The organism is Paracoccus methylovorus, from assembly GCF_016919705.1.
Lineage (GTDB): Bacteria > Pseudomonadota > Alphaproteobacteria > Rhodobacterales > Rhodobacteraceae > Paracoccus > Paracoccus methylovorus.
In genome coordinates, this window is the sequence record NZ_CP070371.1 from 1,295,499 (window position 1) to 1,308,498 (window position 13,000).

At 65.0% G+C, this 13,000-nt stretch carries 13 protein-coding genes, 1 tRNA gene and 3 pseudogenes; 6 read left to right on the forward strand and 11 right to left on the reverse strand.

Going from position 1 to position 13,000, the window contains the following annotated elements; genetic code table 11:
- Positions 1-5: 5 nt before the first annotated feature.
- On the forward strand, positions 6-1,124 hold the full coding sequence (locus JWJ88_RS19480) for an AI-2E family transporter (protein ID WP_205296081.1): 1,119 nt from the start codon (positions 6-8) through the stop codon (positions 1,122-1,124).
- 55 nt (positions 1,125-1,179) lie between these two features.
- Here the strand turns inward: JWJ88_RS19480 and JWJ88_RS19485 are convergent, their stop codons facing one another.
- Positions 1,180-1,590, reverse strand: a complete 411-nt coding sequence (locus JWJ88_RS19485) for a phage holin family protein (protein ID WP_205296082.1) — start codon at positions 1,588-1,590, stop codon at positions 1,180-1,182.
- 520 nt (positions 1,591-2,110) lie between these two features.
- On the opposite strand from JWJ88_RS19485, the gene JWJ88_RS19490 reads away from it, so the two are divergent.
- A complete protein-coding gene (locus JWJ88_RS19490) occupies positions 2,111-2,857 on the forward strand; it encodes a gamma-glutamylcyclotransferase (protein WP_205296083.1) in 747 nt (248 codons plus the stop codon).
- Between the two features lie 82 nt (positions 2,858-2,939).
- A pseudogene (locus JWJ88_RS21905) lies at positions 2,940-3,578 on the forward strand (IS21 family transposase); the annotation flags it as partial.
- A 171-nt stretch (positions 3,579-3,749) separates the two neighbouring features.
- Here JWJ88_RS21905 and JWJ88_RS19495 read toward each other — a convergent pair.
- The 3 genes and pseudogenes from JWJ88_RS19495 to JWJ88_RS19505 all read right to left on the reverse strand — a co-directional run.
- Positions 3,750-4,031: pseudogene (locus JWJ88_RS19495) on the reverse strand (AAC(3) family N-acetyltransferase); the annotation flags it as partial.
- A gap of 4 nt (positions 4,032-4,035) precedes the next feature.
- Entirely contained in the window at positions 4,036-4,443 is a 408-nt protein-coding gene (locus tag JWJ88_RS19500; protein ID WP_205296084.1) for a cupin domain-containing protein, read from the reverse strand.
- A gap of 155 nt (positions 4,444-4,598) precedes the next feature.
- Complete coding sequence (locus tag JWJ88_RS19505) at positions 4,599-4,925, reverse strand: hypothetical protein (RefSeq protein ID WP_240200304.1); 327 nt, start codon at positions 4,923-4,925, stop codon at positions 4,599-4,601.
- Here JWJ88_RS19505 and JWJ88_RS21910 point away from each other — a divergent pair.
- Positions 4,915-5,130 carry a hypothetical protein gene (locus JWJ88_RS21910; protein WP_240200305.1) on the forward strand — a complete coding sequence of 72 codons (216 nt, stop codon included), beginning with the start codon at positions 4,915-4,917 and terminating at the stop codon, positions 5,128-5,130. The two genes, JWJ88_RS19505 and JWJ88_RS21910, sit on opposite strands and share 11 nt — an antisense overlap.
- A 377-nt stretch (positions 5,131-5,507) precedes the next feature.
- Here JWJ88_RS21910 and JWJ88_RS19515 read toward each other — a convergent pair whose 3' ends face one another.
- The 7 genes from JWJ88_RS19515 to JWJ88_RS19545 all read right to left on the reverse strand — a co-directional run bounded on the left by JWJ88_RS19515 (position 5,508) and on the right by JWJ88_RS19545 (position 12,436).
- Positions 5,508-5,957, reverse strand: coding sequence for an acyl-CoA thioesterase (locus JWJ88_RS19515; RefSeq protein WP_205296085.1), 450 nt, complete (start codon positions 5,955-5,957; stop codon positions 5,508-5,510).
- Positions 5,958-5,963: 6 nt separating this feature from the next.
- On the reverse strand, positions 5,964-7,610 hold the full coding sequence (locus JWJ88_RS19520; RefSeq protein ID WP_205296086.1) for an electron transfer flavoprotein-ubiquinone oxidoreductase: 1,647 nt from the start codon (positions 7,608-7,610) through the stop codon (positions 5,964-5,966).
- Positions 7,611-7,740: 130 nt separating this feature from the next.
- Positions 7,741-8,667 (reverse strand): electron transfer flavoprotein subunit alpha/FixB family protein, encoded by a 927-nt coding sequence (locus JWJ88_RS19525; RefSeq protein WP_205296087.1) that lies wholly within the window; start codon positions 8,665-8,667, stop codon positions 7,741-7,743.
- Entirely contained in the window at positions 8,667-9,425 is a 759-nt protein-coding gene (locus JWJ88_RS19530; RefSeq protein ID WP_205296088.1) for an electron transfer flavoprotein subunit beta/FixA family protein, read from the reverse strand. Before JWJ88_RS19530 ends, JWJ88_RS19525 begins: the two co-directional genes overlap by 1 nt.
- Positions 9,426-9,436: 11 nt before the next feature.
- Complete coding sequence (locus JWJ88_RS19535; RefSeq protein ID WP_205296089.1) at positions 9,437-10,657, reverse strand: acyl-CoA dehydrogenase; 1,221 nt, start codon at positions 10,655-10,657, stop codon at positions 9,437-9,439.
- Between the two features lie 17 nt (positions 10,658-10,674).
- A complete protein-coding gene (locus JWJ88_RS19540; RefSeq protein WP_205296090.1) occupies positions 10,675-11,325 on the reverse strand; it encodes a thiolase family protein in 651 nt (216 codons plus the stop codon).
- Between the two features lie 7 nt (positions 11,326-11,332).
- Positions 11,333-12,436, reverse strand: a complete 1,104-nt coding sequence (locus JWJ88_RS19545) for a 3-hydroxyacyl-CoA dehydrogenase (protein WP_205296091.1) — start codon at positions 12,434-12,436, stop codon at positions 11,333-11,335.
- 7 nt (positions 12,437-12,443) lie between these two features.
- Here JWJ88_RS19545 and JWJ88_RS19550 point away from each other — a divergent pair.
- Positions 12,444-12,515 (forward strand) — tRNA-Arg (locus JWJ88_RS19550).
- 157 nt (positions 12,516-12,672) lie between these two features.
- Positions 12,673-12,993, forward strand: a pseudogene (locus tag JWJ88_RS19555) (transposase); the annotation flags it as partial.
- Positions 12,994-13,000 lie beyond the last annotated feature (7 nt).

A 13,000-nucleotide genomic window follows, 5' to 3' on the forward strand; every position in this document is an offset into this window, starting at 1 on the left:
AAATAATGACCGGCACCGCGCCCCCCCATTCGCCCGCCCCGCCGCCGTCCGGGTCCAGCGCGCCCGTGGTCCGGCTGTTCGCCGGCGTGGGCATCGTCGTTCTGGGTGTCGCCGCGCTTTACCATGCCGGGCCGGTAATCGTGCCGGTGGTGCAGGCCGTCGTGGTCTGGATGGTCCTGAACGCCTTCGCCAACTGGCTGCGGCGGCTACCCGGAATTGGGCCGAGCCTGCCGGGCTGGGGTGCACTGCTGATCGCGTCGCTGGTAACGCTGGTCGCCTGCGCAATCGTGGCGCGCATCGCACTCAGTTCCGTCGCACAGGTCACCGCCGAAGCTCAGGCATTCCACGATTTGCTGACAACTTGGGTCGAGCGGCTGGCGTTGCGCTTCGGCATCGAGGATGCCGCCGGGGTGCAAGACCTGTTCAGCGGCGTGCGGCTGGACGTGGTGGCGCGAATGGTGGTCTCGGCCACCACGAGCACCATCGGCCAGTTCAGCATCGTGATGGTCTATGTCGGCTTCATGCTGGTGGATCAGCAGTTCCTGGGCGCAAAAATGGCCTTCCTCTTCCCCGATCCCACGCGCCGGGCCAAGGTCGACCAGTTGGTTCGCCGTCTCGCGCTGGCGATCTATGGCTATCTGCAGGTGATGACCTTCGCCTCGGTGCTGACCTCGGCCGTGATCTACCTGATCCTGCGCCTGGTGGGCCTGGAATCGGCCGGGTTCTGGGCGACGGCGATCTTTTTCCTGAACTTCATCCCCACCATCGGCTCGATCCTCGGCACCGTGCTGCCCGTCGCATTCGTGCTCATCGAGGTGCAATCCTTTGGGGCGGTCATCGCCGCGCTGGTCGGCGTGGGCGCAACGCAATTCGTGGTCGGCAATATCCTGGTGCCACGCCTGTTCGGCAACCGGCTGAATGTCAGCCTGTTCGTGGTGTTACTGTCGATCTTTTCCTTTGGCGCGCTGTGGGGACTGACGGGAATGTTCGTGGCCATGCCAGTCACCGCCATGCTGATTATCGCGTTCGGCCATTTCGAGGCCACCCGCCCCATCGCCATCATTTTGTCCCGCAACGGCGATGTCAGCGACCCCAGCCCCTCGCCGGACGAGCTTTTGAAATGAAAATCGCCCCGATGCGGCGGCAGCGGGGCGGTTCAGGCAGCGGGTGACGGACCGCTCAGCGCATCGGCGGGATCTGGGCGCCCGAGCGCGCCTTCGCCAGTGCCTTCTTGAAGATTATCATCGGCAGCAGCAGTACCGCGACGACCCCGAACAGCCAGACGATCAGCGTGGCGATGATCCAGGTCGAGACCCCGTTGATCTGCAACCCGTCGGTCAGCCAGGTGGTCACCAGCAACCCAGCAAAGGTGGTGACCAGCGCAATGCCACCGGTCAGGGCGCGGGCATGCTGGAAGGACAGCTTGAAGATCAGCGGCGCCAGGATCAGGCGGGCGGCGGTGAACACCCCGATCGCCCAAAGGAAACCCGAGATGCTCAACGTGAAGTCGGGCAGCAGCCATGCGGCCGCCAACAGGCCGACGGCGCTTGCCGCCAGTTCAATGACGATCATGGCGATAAGCCGGATCATGGATTTCCTCGCGAACAAAGGGTTTACGCTATCTTAGCATAAAAGCCGGGCGGGCACCACGCAACCGCCGCCACGCTGCCGCTGTATGAATGTGACCGGGCCTATCCGGCCACGCACCATGGCCCCGGTCTGGATTGCGCACAGCACGCGACCAGCCCGCTCACCCCGCCAGCACCCCGGCGCTCGTCACAAGCACGCAACTGCGACATGGGCGATGCCGCAAATCTCCGATCAGGACACTACGATGCTGGATCATGCGCAAAGGGCCTGCCTCGGGAAGATCGTGGACAAATGGCCAAACTTCGGCGGCGGGCGGATCATCTGCGGGATCATGTCGCCACGCCTCTGGGATCGCCAAAGTTCGAAACGTCCTGCCTGATCCAACGCCCCACTGCAAACGGGGTGCCTCCGATCCATCCACATGCTTTTGGAGATGCCGCCCTGTCCCAGTTTCAGGGTTGACCCGCAGCTTCGTCGGCAGGAACCCTGCACGGGTAGAACAGTCGTTGCAGGAAATCTGATGACCAATTGCCGCCCCATCGTGCTGTCCGACGATCATATCGCCCGCGTGGCCTCGGCCGAGGGGCCGCTGCACGATCCGCGCTGGCGGTTACTCGAAGACGCCGATCTCGACCTGCTGGCCCACCGGCTCACACAGGGACGGCCACGGCCAATTCCGGTCTTCGCCTACGGCTCGCTGATCTGGAACCCCGGCTTCGCCGTTCAGTCCCGCCGCCGCGCCACCGCCATCGGCTGGCATCGCAGCTTCTCGATCTCGCTTGAGCATTTCCGCGGCACGCCCGAGCGGCCGGGCCTGATGCTCGCCCTCGCCTCGGGCGGCAGTTGCGAGGGGTTGGTTCTCGAAATAGCCCAAGAAACTGAGACGCAGTCGCTCCGCGCTGTCTTGCGGCGCGAACTCGTCGCCCATGAGTTGTCCGCCAACGCCTGCTGGATCGAGGTCGAGACCGAACGCGGCCGCGAGCCAGCCCTGACCTTCTACGCCGACCCGATCGGCACGCAACTCGCCGAACTGACAGTCGCGCAGCAGGCGCGACGACTTGCCCGCGCTGCGGGGGCCGCCGGATCGGGCGCGGAATATCTGCTGCGCACGGTCCGAGGGTTGGCAGAGAACGGCATCCATGACGACTACATCTGGGCGCTTCAGCAAATCGTAGCCGAGGAAATCGAAGCCGGACAGGATGAAACCCGGATCCACACAGGCCAAGTGCCCGGACCAGCAGGACTGTCGATTTGCACTGAGAGGTGAGCCGGTTCGGAGCATAATTCCCATGAGAATTGACCCATGTGCCCCCAACGCGAGGAGCGACGGGGGCCAGGGAGTGATCCACATGGGACTTTTGAACGTCATCCGCCGGATGGCGCTGCGAGAAAAGTTTCCGATCTGCGAGATTGCGCGCCGGACCGGACTTTCGCGTAACACCATCAAGAAGTATCTGAACTCCGGCACGGTTGAGCCGAAGGTCGTTGTGCCGGAGCGCCCGAGCAAGCTCGACCCTTACGCGGACAAGCTCTCGGCATGTCTGAAGGCCGAGACGTCGAAGTCGCGCAAACAGCGCCGTCCGCTCACGCGTCTGCACGCCGATCTTCGGATCGGGCACGGCAAGGAGCGCCAGGCCAACATGCGCTTCCTTGCCATGGAGAACCACTACGTCTTTGAACCGGAGTTCTGCAATCCAGCCGCAGGCTGGGAGAAAGGCCAAGTCGAGAAGAACGTGCAGGGCGCTCGGCCGCGGCTTTGGCAGCCGATGCCGGACCTCCCCAATCGCGCGACGCTGCACACTCGGCGGGAACAGCGTTGCAAGGAGATCTGGCAGGAGATCCCGCACGGTCGTCTGGCCGGAAGCGTCGCCGATGTCTGGGCCGTGGAGCAGGCCGCGCTGATGCCGGTGCCGCCTGCCTTCGACGGGTTCGTCGAGCAGGGCAAGCGCGTCTTGCCCACCTGCCTGATCAGCTTCGAACGCAATCGCCTTGAAAGAGGCGATGGCCTTCGCCACGTTCTTTTCCAGCTGCTTCAATTCGGCCAGCGACAAGGCATTCAGGTCGATATCGGTAATAAGCGTCCCCCGTTGTTATGCCGCCGGTTTAATCCAATGGCTGCCAAACGGCAAATCTCGCGCTCAATCATAGCCCGTCACCTGTCCAGCCTGATCTCCCGAAGCGGATGGGGCAGGCCAGGCGCGGCGCAGATCCTCGTCCATCCGGGCGCCGTTCAGGGTTTCCTCATAGGGCGAGCGGTCCCAGGAGGCGTATCCCATCACCGTGCCACCCGGCCCCACCGCATCCAGCAGAGCCTGGGCGACCCCGGCCGCACCGCCCTCGACCGGGCCAAGCGCCTTCAGCGAGGCGTGGACCATCACCAGATCACCCGGCTGCAAGCCAAGCCGCCGAAGATCCGCCGTGATCGTGGCCTTGCTGCGCATGACCCTACGGATTGTCCCTGAACCAGTCGGCGATGGCGGGCATATCGCGCTCGAACCCGCCGGGGATGAAGACGTTCAGCAGACCGACACGCTCGGCCGTGCGGTTCCTGAAATCATGCGCCACCCCGGCCGGGATGCGCAGGAACGTCCCTTGCGGCGCGTCCAGCCAGTCCTCCCCGGCAAGGAAGCTGACCGTACCGGCGATGACGTAGAAGATCTCGTCATTGCCCTCATGCGCATGCGCGCCCGGGCCATCGGCGCCGGGCTCCAGCCACCATTCCGAGACGCTGTAGCGCGCAGCCGTCTCACCCTCGTCGGCCTTGAATACCGCCGTCATCCGGCCGAGTTCATAGCGCCGTCCCTCGCCCGGTGGCAGATGCAGGACGCCCTTGTCGGTGTGATCGTCGCTCATCGCTGCCTCCCGGTGGCTGATGGAAAGATCGAAACAGCATAGCCTGACGAGGCCCCGCTGTCAGGTCCCGCGCCAGGAGCCCCAATGCCCGAAGGCCTTACGCCGGATCCTGATCCACCTTGCGCAGAACCACCCTCAGTTTGCCGCTGCTGCCATCACCGCAGAAGAACCGTTCGCCGCCATGGGTTCCAGCCCCGAGACCCCGGTGCCCGCCGGCATCTCCAGGCGCTCCAGCCCCGCGCCGGTTGCGGAGTCGATGCGCCGGATGTCGCTTTCCTCGCCCTGCCAGGTGCCGTGCCAAAGCGTGCCCTCGACCAGGTGACGCCGGTGACGAAGCGGTCGGAGTCGATGCTGCGCAGCACCTTGCCGGTCTCGGGATCGACCTGATGGATGCGGCGCCCGCGATACTGGCCCATCCAAAGCGAACCCCCGGCCCAGGCAAGCCCGGAATTGCCGCCCTCGAGCGCGGGAATGGCCGCCAACACCCCGCTGCTGCACCGTGCCTATGACCAGCTTGCCGACCCTGGTCACTGGCTTGCGCCACAAGGGCTGGGCGGATTCCCGATCCGCTTCCCCTCGCCCATCGCCCCGGCGACCATGGCTGGCACGTGGACATGGGCTTCGACGACAGCCCGGATTTCATGGAGTGGCGGGTCAATGTCAAAAGCAGGGGCCGCGCGTTACTGATGCTGTTCCTGTTCTCGGATATCGGGCCCGGCGACGCACCTACCTGGATCAGGCAGGGCTCGCACGCCGCCATTGCCCGCGGATTGCTGCCCCAGGGGGCGGCAGGCGCGACGCTGCGGCAATTGTCGGCGAACGGCTACGCCTCGACCGAGACCTGCCCCGAGGCACTGGCGACGGGCGCGGCGGCACGGTCTATCTGTGCCATCCGTTCCTGGTCCATGCGGCGCAACCGCACCGGGGGACAAGGCCCCGCTTCATGGCCCAGCCGCCCTTGCTGCCAAGAGCCGAGTTCGACCCGGCCTTGCCGCCTCGCCCGTCCAGAACGCCATCCGCAGAGCCTGCGGGCTGGCGTTCTGAGGCCGGCAGGGTCCGGGGCGTTATGTCCTGTGACATGGGCTTATATTATCCAGTTCGCCATAGCGCCGTTTCAGGGCGACACGAATATGCACAGGGATCTCAATCTTGACCAGTTTCTCCAGGGCCACGAAGACCGAAATGAATTGGGCCTCGAAACAGGGGAGTTCCTGCTGGATGCCCCGCACACGCATAGCGACGGATGTGGTCCCGATCCGCGTCGGCGCGACATGGCACAGCAAGGGCGCGCGCGGCGTGATTGGGCGCGAAAAGGCGTAATCCATCTTGACGAAAGGCATTCCGTAGCCGTGATCGACATTCATCTCGTACCAGCTTTCGCCATCCAGAAGATCATCCCAGAATGCTTCTAGCGCTTCGAGCGCAAAGTCGGCGATCTTGCCGGTATAGGCAATGCGCGCAGGGTCACAGTCGCCGAAAGCAACGCGGCGGGACCAGATGAAATTCGCTGCCATTTTTTCCTACATATTCGGGTAGTTTGGCCCATCGCCGCCCTGCGGGGTTGTCCAGTTGATGTTCTGGCTGGGGTCCTTGATGTCGCAGGTCTTGCAGTGGACGCAGTTCTGGAAGTTGATCTGGAACTTCGGCCCCTCAGGCGTTTCCAACACCTCATAGACCCCGGCCGGGCAGTAACGCTGCGCCGGCTCGGCATAAAGCGGCAGGTTCACCGCGATCGGGATCGAGGGGTCCTTCAGCTTCAGGTGGCAAGGCTGGCTTTCCTCGTGGTTGGTAAAGGAAAACGCCACGTTGGTCAGCCGGTCGAAGCTGAGCTTGCCGTCGGGTTTGGGATAGTCGATGGGTTTGAAATCGGCGGCCTTGCCGGTGGCCGCGGCGTCGGATTTGCCGTGTTTCCAAGTGCCTAGCGGGTTCCACCCGGTCAGGTTCGCCACCCACATGTCCATGCCGCCCAGCATCAGGCTGGCGGTCAGGCCCAGCTTGGACCACAGCGGCTTGACGTTGCGCACCGGCTTCAGGTCGCGGGCGATGGGACCGCTGCGCACATCGGCCTCGTAATCGGCAAGCTCGTCGCCCTCGCGGCCCGCGGCGATGGCCGCCGCCGCCGCCTCGGCCGCCGCGATGCCCGACAGCATGGCGTTATGATTGCCCTTGATGCGCGGCACGTTCACCAGCCCGGCCGAGCAGCCCAAGAGCACCGCGCCCGGCACCGAAAGCCTGGGGATCGACTGCCAGCCGCCCTCGGAGATGGCGCGGGCGCCGTAAGCCACGCGCTTGCCGCCCTCCAGCAGTTCGGCGACCAGCGGATGATGCTTGAAGCGCTGGAACTCCATATAGGGGTAAACGTGGGGATTGGCATAGTTCAGGTGCACGACAAAGCCGACAAGCACCTGATTTCCTTCCAGATGATAGATGAAGCTGCCGCCGCCGGCATTCTTGCCCAAGGGCCAGCCCATGGTATGCGTCACCGTGCCGGGCCGGGCCTTGGCGGGGTCGATTTCCCAGATCTCTTTCATGCCGAGGCCGAATTTCTGCGGATCAACGCCGGCCGAGAGATCGTATTTGCCGATCAGCTCCTTGGCCAGCGAGCCGCGCACGCCTTCGGCGATGAAGACGTATTTGCCGCGCAGTTCCATGCCGGGCTCATAGGCCGGGCCGGGGGTGCCATCGGCGTTCAGCCCCATCTCGCCGGCCACGACGCCGGCGACGCGGTCGCCCTCGTAGACCAGTTGCGAGCAGGCCATGCCGGGAAAGATCTCGACCTCCAGCGCCTCGGCCTGTTCGGCCAGCCAGCGACAGACATTGCCCATGGAGACGATATATTTGCCGTGGTTCGACATCAGCGGCGGCATGGGCCAGTTCGGGACCCGGATCTGGCCATGCGGGCCGAGCAGGTAAAAGTTGTCCGAGGTGACCTCGGTGGTGATCGGGGCGCCCTTGTCCTTCCAGTCCGGGATCAGCCGGTCGAGGCCCGAGGTGTCCAGCACCGCGCCCGACAGGATATGCGCGCCGATCTCGGAGCCCTTTTCCAGCAGCACCACCGAAAGCTCGGGGTTGACCTGCTTCAACCGGATCGCCGCCGACAGCCCGCTGGGACCCCCGCCGACGATAACCACGTCGTATTCCATCGACTCGCGCTCAATTCCGGACATGGGAGGGTTCCTCCTGGCTGGCGGATGGGCTTGCGGCACGGGGGTCCCGGGCTCTGCCCCCACGCCTTTTGCGTCCCTCGAGGGCGCGCGCAAGGCGTTGCCCCCTAGGGTATTTATGCAACGAAGAAGCTCAGATCTTCCCGGTCAATTCCGGGACGGTTGTGAACAGATCCCCGACGAGACCGTAATCGGCGATCTGGAAGATCGGGGCCTCTTCGTCCTTGTTGATCGCCACGATCACCTTGCTGTCCTTCATCCCGGCGAGGTGCTGGATCGCGCCCGAGATGCCCACCGCCACGTAAAGCTCAGGCGCCACCACCTTGCCGGTTTGCCCGACCTGCCAGTCGTTCGGGGCATAGCCGCTGTCGACCGCCGCCCGCGAGGCGCCCACCGCGGCGCCCAGCTTGTCCGCCAGCGCCTCGATGATCGCGAAGCTTTCCTTCGAGCCCAGCCCCCGGCCGCCCGAGACCACGCGCTTGGCCGAGGTCAGCTCGGGACGGTCCGAGGCCGCGACCTCGTCGCCCACCCAGCTCGACAGGCCCGGATCGGCGGCCGCGGCGGCCTCGGCGACCTGCGCCGCGCCGCCGATCCCCGCCGCGTCGAAGCTCGCGGTGCGGATGGTGAAGACCTTGGTCGCATCCTTCGACTTCACCACCTGGATGGCGTTGCCGGCATAGATCGGGCGTTCAAACGTATCCGCGTCGACGATCGCCGACACATCCGACAGCACCATCACGTCCAGAAGCGCCGCAACCCGCGGCATGACGTTCTTGGCATCCGTCGTGGCCGGCGCGGCGATGTGGCTGTAATCGCCCGCAAGGCTGACGATCAGCGCCGCCGTCGGCTCGGCCAGCCGGTGGCCGTAAAGCGGGTTTTCCGCCACCAGCACGCGGGAAACGCCGGCGATCTTCGCAGCCTCCGCGGCCGCCGCCTGCGCCTGCGACCCGGCGCAGAGCACCGTCACATCGCCAAGCGCCTTCAGCGCCCCGACCGCCTTGGCGGTCGCGTCGCGGTTCAGCTCGCCATTCGTGACTTCTCCAAGCAGCAGAACAGCCATCAGATCACCCCCGCTTCTTTCAACTTGCCCACCAGCTCGTCCACCGAGCCGACCTTGATGCCGGCCTTGCGCCCCTCGGGCTCGCGCACCGAGACCACCTCCAGCCGCGGCGAGACATCGACGCCGTAATCGCCGGCCGTCTTCTCATCGAGCGGCTTCTTCTTCGCCTTCATGATGTTGGGCAGGCTCGCATAGCGCGGCTCGTTCAGCCGCAGGTCGGCGGTGACCACCGCCGGCAGCGCCACCTCGATGGTCTGCAACCCGCCGTCGACCTCGCGGGTGACTTTCGCCTTGCCGCCCTCGATCTCGACCTTGCTGGCGAAGGTCGCCTGCGCCCAGCCCAGGATCGCCGCCAGCATCTGCCCGGTGGCGTTCATGTCGTTGTCGATCGCCTGCTTGCCGGCGATGATCAGCTCGGTGCCCTCGGCCTTCGCGACCGCGGCGAGGATCTTCGCCACCGCCAAGGGCTCGATATCCTGGTGCACGTCCTCGACGGCCACGACCAGGATCGCCCGGTCCGCGCCCATCGCAAGCGCCGTGCGCAGCGTCTCGGCCGCCTGCTTCACGCCGATCGAGACCGCGATCACCTCGGAGGCCTTGCCGGCTTCCTTCAGCCGGATCGCCTCCTCAACCGCGATCTCGTCGAACGGGTTCATCGACATCTTCACGTTCGAAAGATCGACACCGGAACCGTCCGACTTAACACGCGCCTTAACGTTGTAGTCGATTACCCGCTTCACTGGCACGAGAACCTTCATGGGTGCGCTCCTCAATAGAACGCCTGCAGCCCGGTGATCGCGCGGCCCAGGATCAGGGCATGCACGTCATGGGTGCCTTCGTAGGTGTTGACGGTTTCCAGATTGACCATGTGCCGGATCACCTGGAATTCCTCGGAAATCCCATTACCGCCATGCATGTCGCGGGCAACCCGCGCGATCTCCAGCGCCTTGCCGCAGTTATTGCGCTTGACGACGGAGATCATCTCGGGCGCGGCATTCGCATCGTCGAGCAGGCGCCCCACCTGCAAGGAAGCCTGAAGGCCCAGGCTGATCTCGGTCAGCATATTTGCCAGCTTGAGTTGGTAGATCTGCGTGTTCGCCAAGTGCTTGCCGAACTGCTTGCGGTCGAGGCCATATTGTCGCGCGGCATGGAAACAGGACTCGGCTGCGCCCAGCACCCCCCAGGAAATGCCGTAGCGGGCGCGGTTGAGGCAGCCGAACGGCCCTTTCAGCCCCTCGACATGTGGCAAAAGCGCCTTCTCGCCGACTTCAACGTTGTCCATCACGATCTCGCCGGTGATCGAGGCGCGGAGCGAGAGCTTCCCGCCGATCTTTGGCGCCGACAGGCCCTTCGTCCCCTTGTCCAGCACGAAGCCGCGAATCTTGCCACCGTGCGCCTCGGATTTGGCCCAGACCACGAACACATCGGCGATGGGGCTGTTCGATATCCACATCTTGGTGCCGTTCAGGACATAGCCAGCCGCAGTCTTCTTCGCCGTGGTCTTCATCCCGGCGGGGTCGGATCCCGCATCGGGTTCCGTCAAGCCGAAGCAGCCGATGAACTCGCCCGAGGCCAGTTTGGGAAGATACTTGCGGCGCTGCTCCTCGGATCCGTAGGCATAGATCGGATACATCACCAGCGAAGACTGCACCGACATCATCGAACGATAGCCGGAATCGACCCGCTCCACCTCGCGGGCAACGAGGCCGTAGGCGACATAGCTCGCCCCGAGCCCGCCGTATTCCGCCGGCACCGTCACACCCAGAAGGCCCATCTCGCCCATCTCGCGGAAGATCGCCGGATCGGTTTCTTCCTCGGCGAAGGCCCTGATGACGCGTGGTTGCAGTTTCTCCTGCGAGAAACTGCGGGACGCGTCGCGCAGCATCCACTCGTCCTCGGTCAGCTGCCCATCCAGCCGGAGGGCATCCTCCCATTCGAAACGCGACAGTTCAGGGACGTCCTTCGGCTTGAGTTTCGGTCTATCGCTCATCAGAAATCCTCCGGGAATCAAACACGTTCGAGAAGCAGTGCCGCGCCCTGGCCGACGCCGATGCACATCGTGACAAGGGCGTAGCGGCCGGTGCCCTGCGACAGATCGAAGGCGGCGGAACCGGCGATGCGGGCGCCCGACATGCCCAGCGGATGGCCAAGCGCGATGGCGCCGCCGTTGGGGTTCACGCGGGAGTCATCGTCCGCAAGGCCCAGGCTACGGGTAACGGCCAGTGCCTGCGCTGCGAAGGCCTCGTTCAGCTCGATCAACGCCAGCGCGTCGAGACCGATCCCGGCCCTTTCCAGCAGCTTGCGCACCGCAGGCACCGGGCCGTAGCCCATCACGCGCGGTGCGACGCCGACCGAGGCGCCACCGACGATGCGCGCGCGCGGCGTCAGGCCGTGGCGCTTCACCGTCACCCCTGGCACGGTTTCCGGCAGGCTTGCCAGCAGCAGCGCCATGCGCGCAACGTTGCGGTTGTCCTCGCCCGCCTGGTTGGCGCAGCCCAGCCAGACCTCCTCCACCGCCGCGGGGTCAAGGGCCGGATTACGCGCCAAAAGCGCCGCCAGCGGCAGCGCGGCCAGATCGTCGGCGCGCAGCGGGGCGAGCGCCCCGCCATAGCGGCCGATCGGAGTGCGGATATAGTCGCAGATGAAAGCGTCGGTCATCGGATCCTCACAATTCTTCGGGGGTCTTGCCTTCGGCCACGGCGCGGGCCAGCAACTCGGGAACGCCCCAGGACAGCGGGTCTTCGGCGGCATAACCTTCGATCCGCCGCAAGATTTCAGGCAGGCCCACGCGACCCGCCCAATGCATCGGCCCGCCGCGCCAGCGCGGAAAACCGTAACCGTGGATCATCACAAGGTCGATGGAGGCCGAGCGTTCGGCAATCCGTTCGTCAAGGATGCGGAAGCCTTCCTCGACCATCGCGGCGGTTGCACGGGCCACGATCTCGTCGTCGCTAAAGCGACGCCGCATGATCCCCGCCCGCGCGCTTTCCTCCATTACGATCTCGTCGATCAGCGCCGAGGGTACGGTCTTGCCGCCCGTGTGGTCATACCAGCCCGTGCCGGTCTTGCGGCCCAAGCGGCCGGTCTCTTCGACGATGCGGTCGGCGATGGGGATGTAGCGAAAGCCCGGCCTAGTCTTCCAGCCCAGCCGCTTGCGATTGGCATAGGCGATGTCCAGCCCCGACAGGTCCTGCACCTCGTAGGGTCCCATCGCCAGGCCGAAGCCGCGCATCGCGGCGTCGATCCGCGCTGGCAGCGCACCCTCGATCAGCATCACGTCACAGCACTGGCGATAACGGGTCAGGATGCGGTTGCCGATGAAGCCGTCGCAGGCCCCGGCCAGCACCGGGATCTTCTTCAGCCGCGCCGCCAGCCGCAGGGCGGTGGCAAGGGTTTCCGGCCCGGTGTCCCGCGCCCGGATCACCTCGACCAGCTTCATCACATGCGCCGGGCTGAAGAAATGCAGGCCGAGGAAGCGCGTGGGATTGCGCACCCCCTCGGTGATCCGGTTGGGGTCCAGATAGGAGGTATTGGTCGCCAGGATCGCGGTTTCCGGCAGAGCCGCATCCAGCGCGGCGAAAACCTGGTGCTTGACCGCCAGATCCTCGAACACGGCCTCGATGGCGATGTCCACCGGGGGCAGGTCGTCATAGCCGGCGCGGAAGGTGAACAGCCGCTCCATGTCCGAAGCGGCCCTTTCCGCACTGGCCTTGCCACGCTTGACCGCATCGTCGAACAACCGCGCGATATTGGCACGGGCGCGTTCCACAGCGGCGGCGTCGGTCTCAACCGAACAGAGCAGGGAGTTTCTACCTCCAGGGTTGAGGGTTCGAATCCTTCCATGCGCACTTCCCAGCAAAACGGAGACCACCCCGGCCGGAGGTATGCGTCCGGCCCGTTCATACTGCCGCGGGTAGGGAGGGCCGGATCGTATCCACCATCGACAGAGGCATTTGTGGAGGCCCCGTTGGGTGTAAGAAGAATTTCTCCGAAATGGTAGCGACGCACCAGGTCAGCGATTACCGGTACGCGGCCATGCTCAACAGCCTGCCGAGGGCCCAATGGATGCTGGCGGACAGGGGCTATGATGCAGACTGATTCAGAGACGCTTTGAAAGACAAAGGGATAAAGGTGTATATCCCCAGCAGAAAGACCCGCAAGAAGGCTGTCAAATACGACAAGCGCCGATACAAGCCCCGCAACAGGGGTCGAAATCATGTTTGGCAGGCTCAAGGACTGGCGCCGGGTGGCAACCCCATCCGACAGATGCCCCACGTCTTCCTCTCCGCCATCGCTCTCGCAGCAACGGTTCTCTTCTGGCTTTGAACATCAA

Coding starts and splice junctions, on each gene's coding strand:
- JWJ88_RS19480 (WP_205296081.1), top strand. CDS start 6: ATGACCGGCACCGCGCCCCCCCATTCGCCCGCCCCGCCGCCGTCCGGG.
- JWJ88_RS19485 (WP_205296082.1), bottom strand. CDS start 1,590: ATGATCCGGCTTATCGCCATGATCGTCATTGAACTGGCGGCAAGCGCC.
- JWJ88_RS19490 (WP_205296083.1), top strand. CDS start 2,111: ATGACCAATTGCCGCCCCATCGTGCTGTCCGACGATCATATCGCCCGC.
- JWJ88_RS19500 (WP_205296084.1), bottom strand. CDS start 4,443: ATGAGCGACGATCACACCGACAAGGGCGTCCTGCATCTGCCACCGGGC.
- JWJ88_RS21910 (WP_240200305.1), top strand. CDS start 4,915: ATGGCCGCCAACACCCCGCTGCTGCACCGTGCCTATGACCAGCTTGCC.
- JWJ88_RS19515 (WP_205296085.1), bottom strand. CDS start 5,957: ATGGCAGCGAATTTCATCTGGTCCCGCCGCGTTGCTTTCGGCGACTGT.
- JWJ88_RS19520 (WP_205296086.1), bottom strand. CDS start 7,610: ATGTCCGGAATTGAGCGCGAGTCGATGGAATACGACGTGGTTATCGTC.
- JWJ88_RS19525 (WP_205296087.1), bottom strand. CDS start 8,667: ATGGCTGTTCTGCTGCTTGGAGAAGTCACGAATGGCGAGCTGAACCGC.
- JWJ88_RS19530 (WP_205296088.1), bottom strand. CDS start 9,425: ATGAAGGTTCTCGTGCCAGTGAAGCGGGTAATCGACTACAACGTTAAG.
- JWJ88_RS19535 (WP_205296089.1), bottom strand. CDS start 10,657: ATGAGCGATAGACCGAAACTCAAGCCGAAGGACGTCCCTGAACTGTCG.
- JWJ88_RS19540 (WP_205296090.1), bottom strand. CDS start 11,325: ATGACCGACGCTTTCATCTGCGACTATATCCGCACTCCGATCGGCCGC.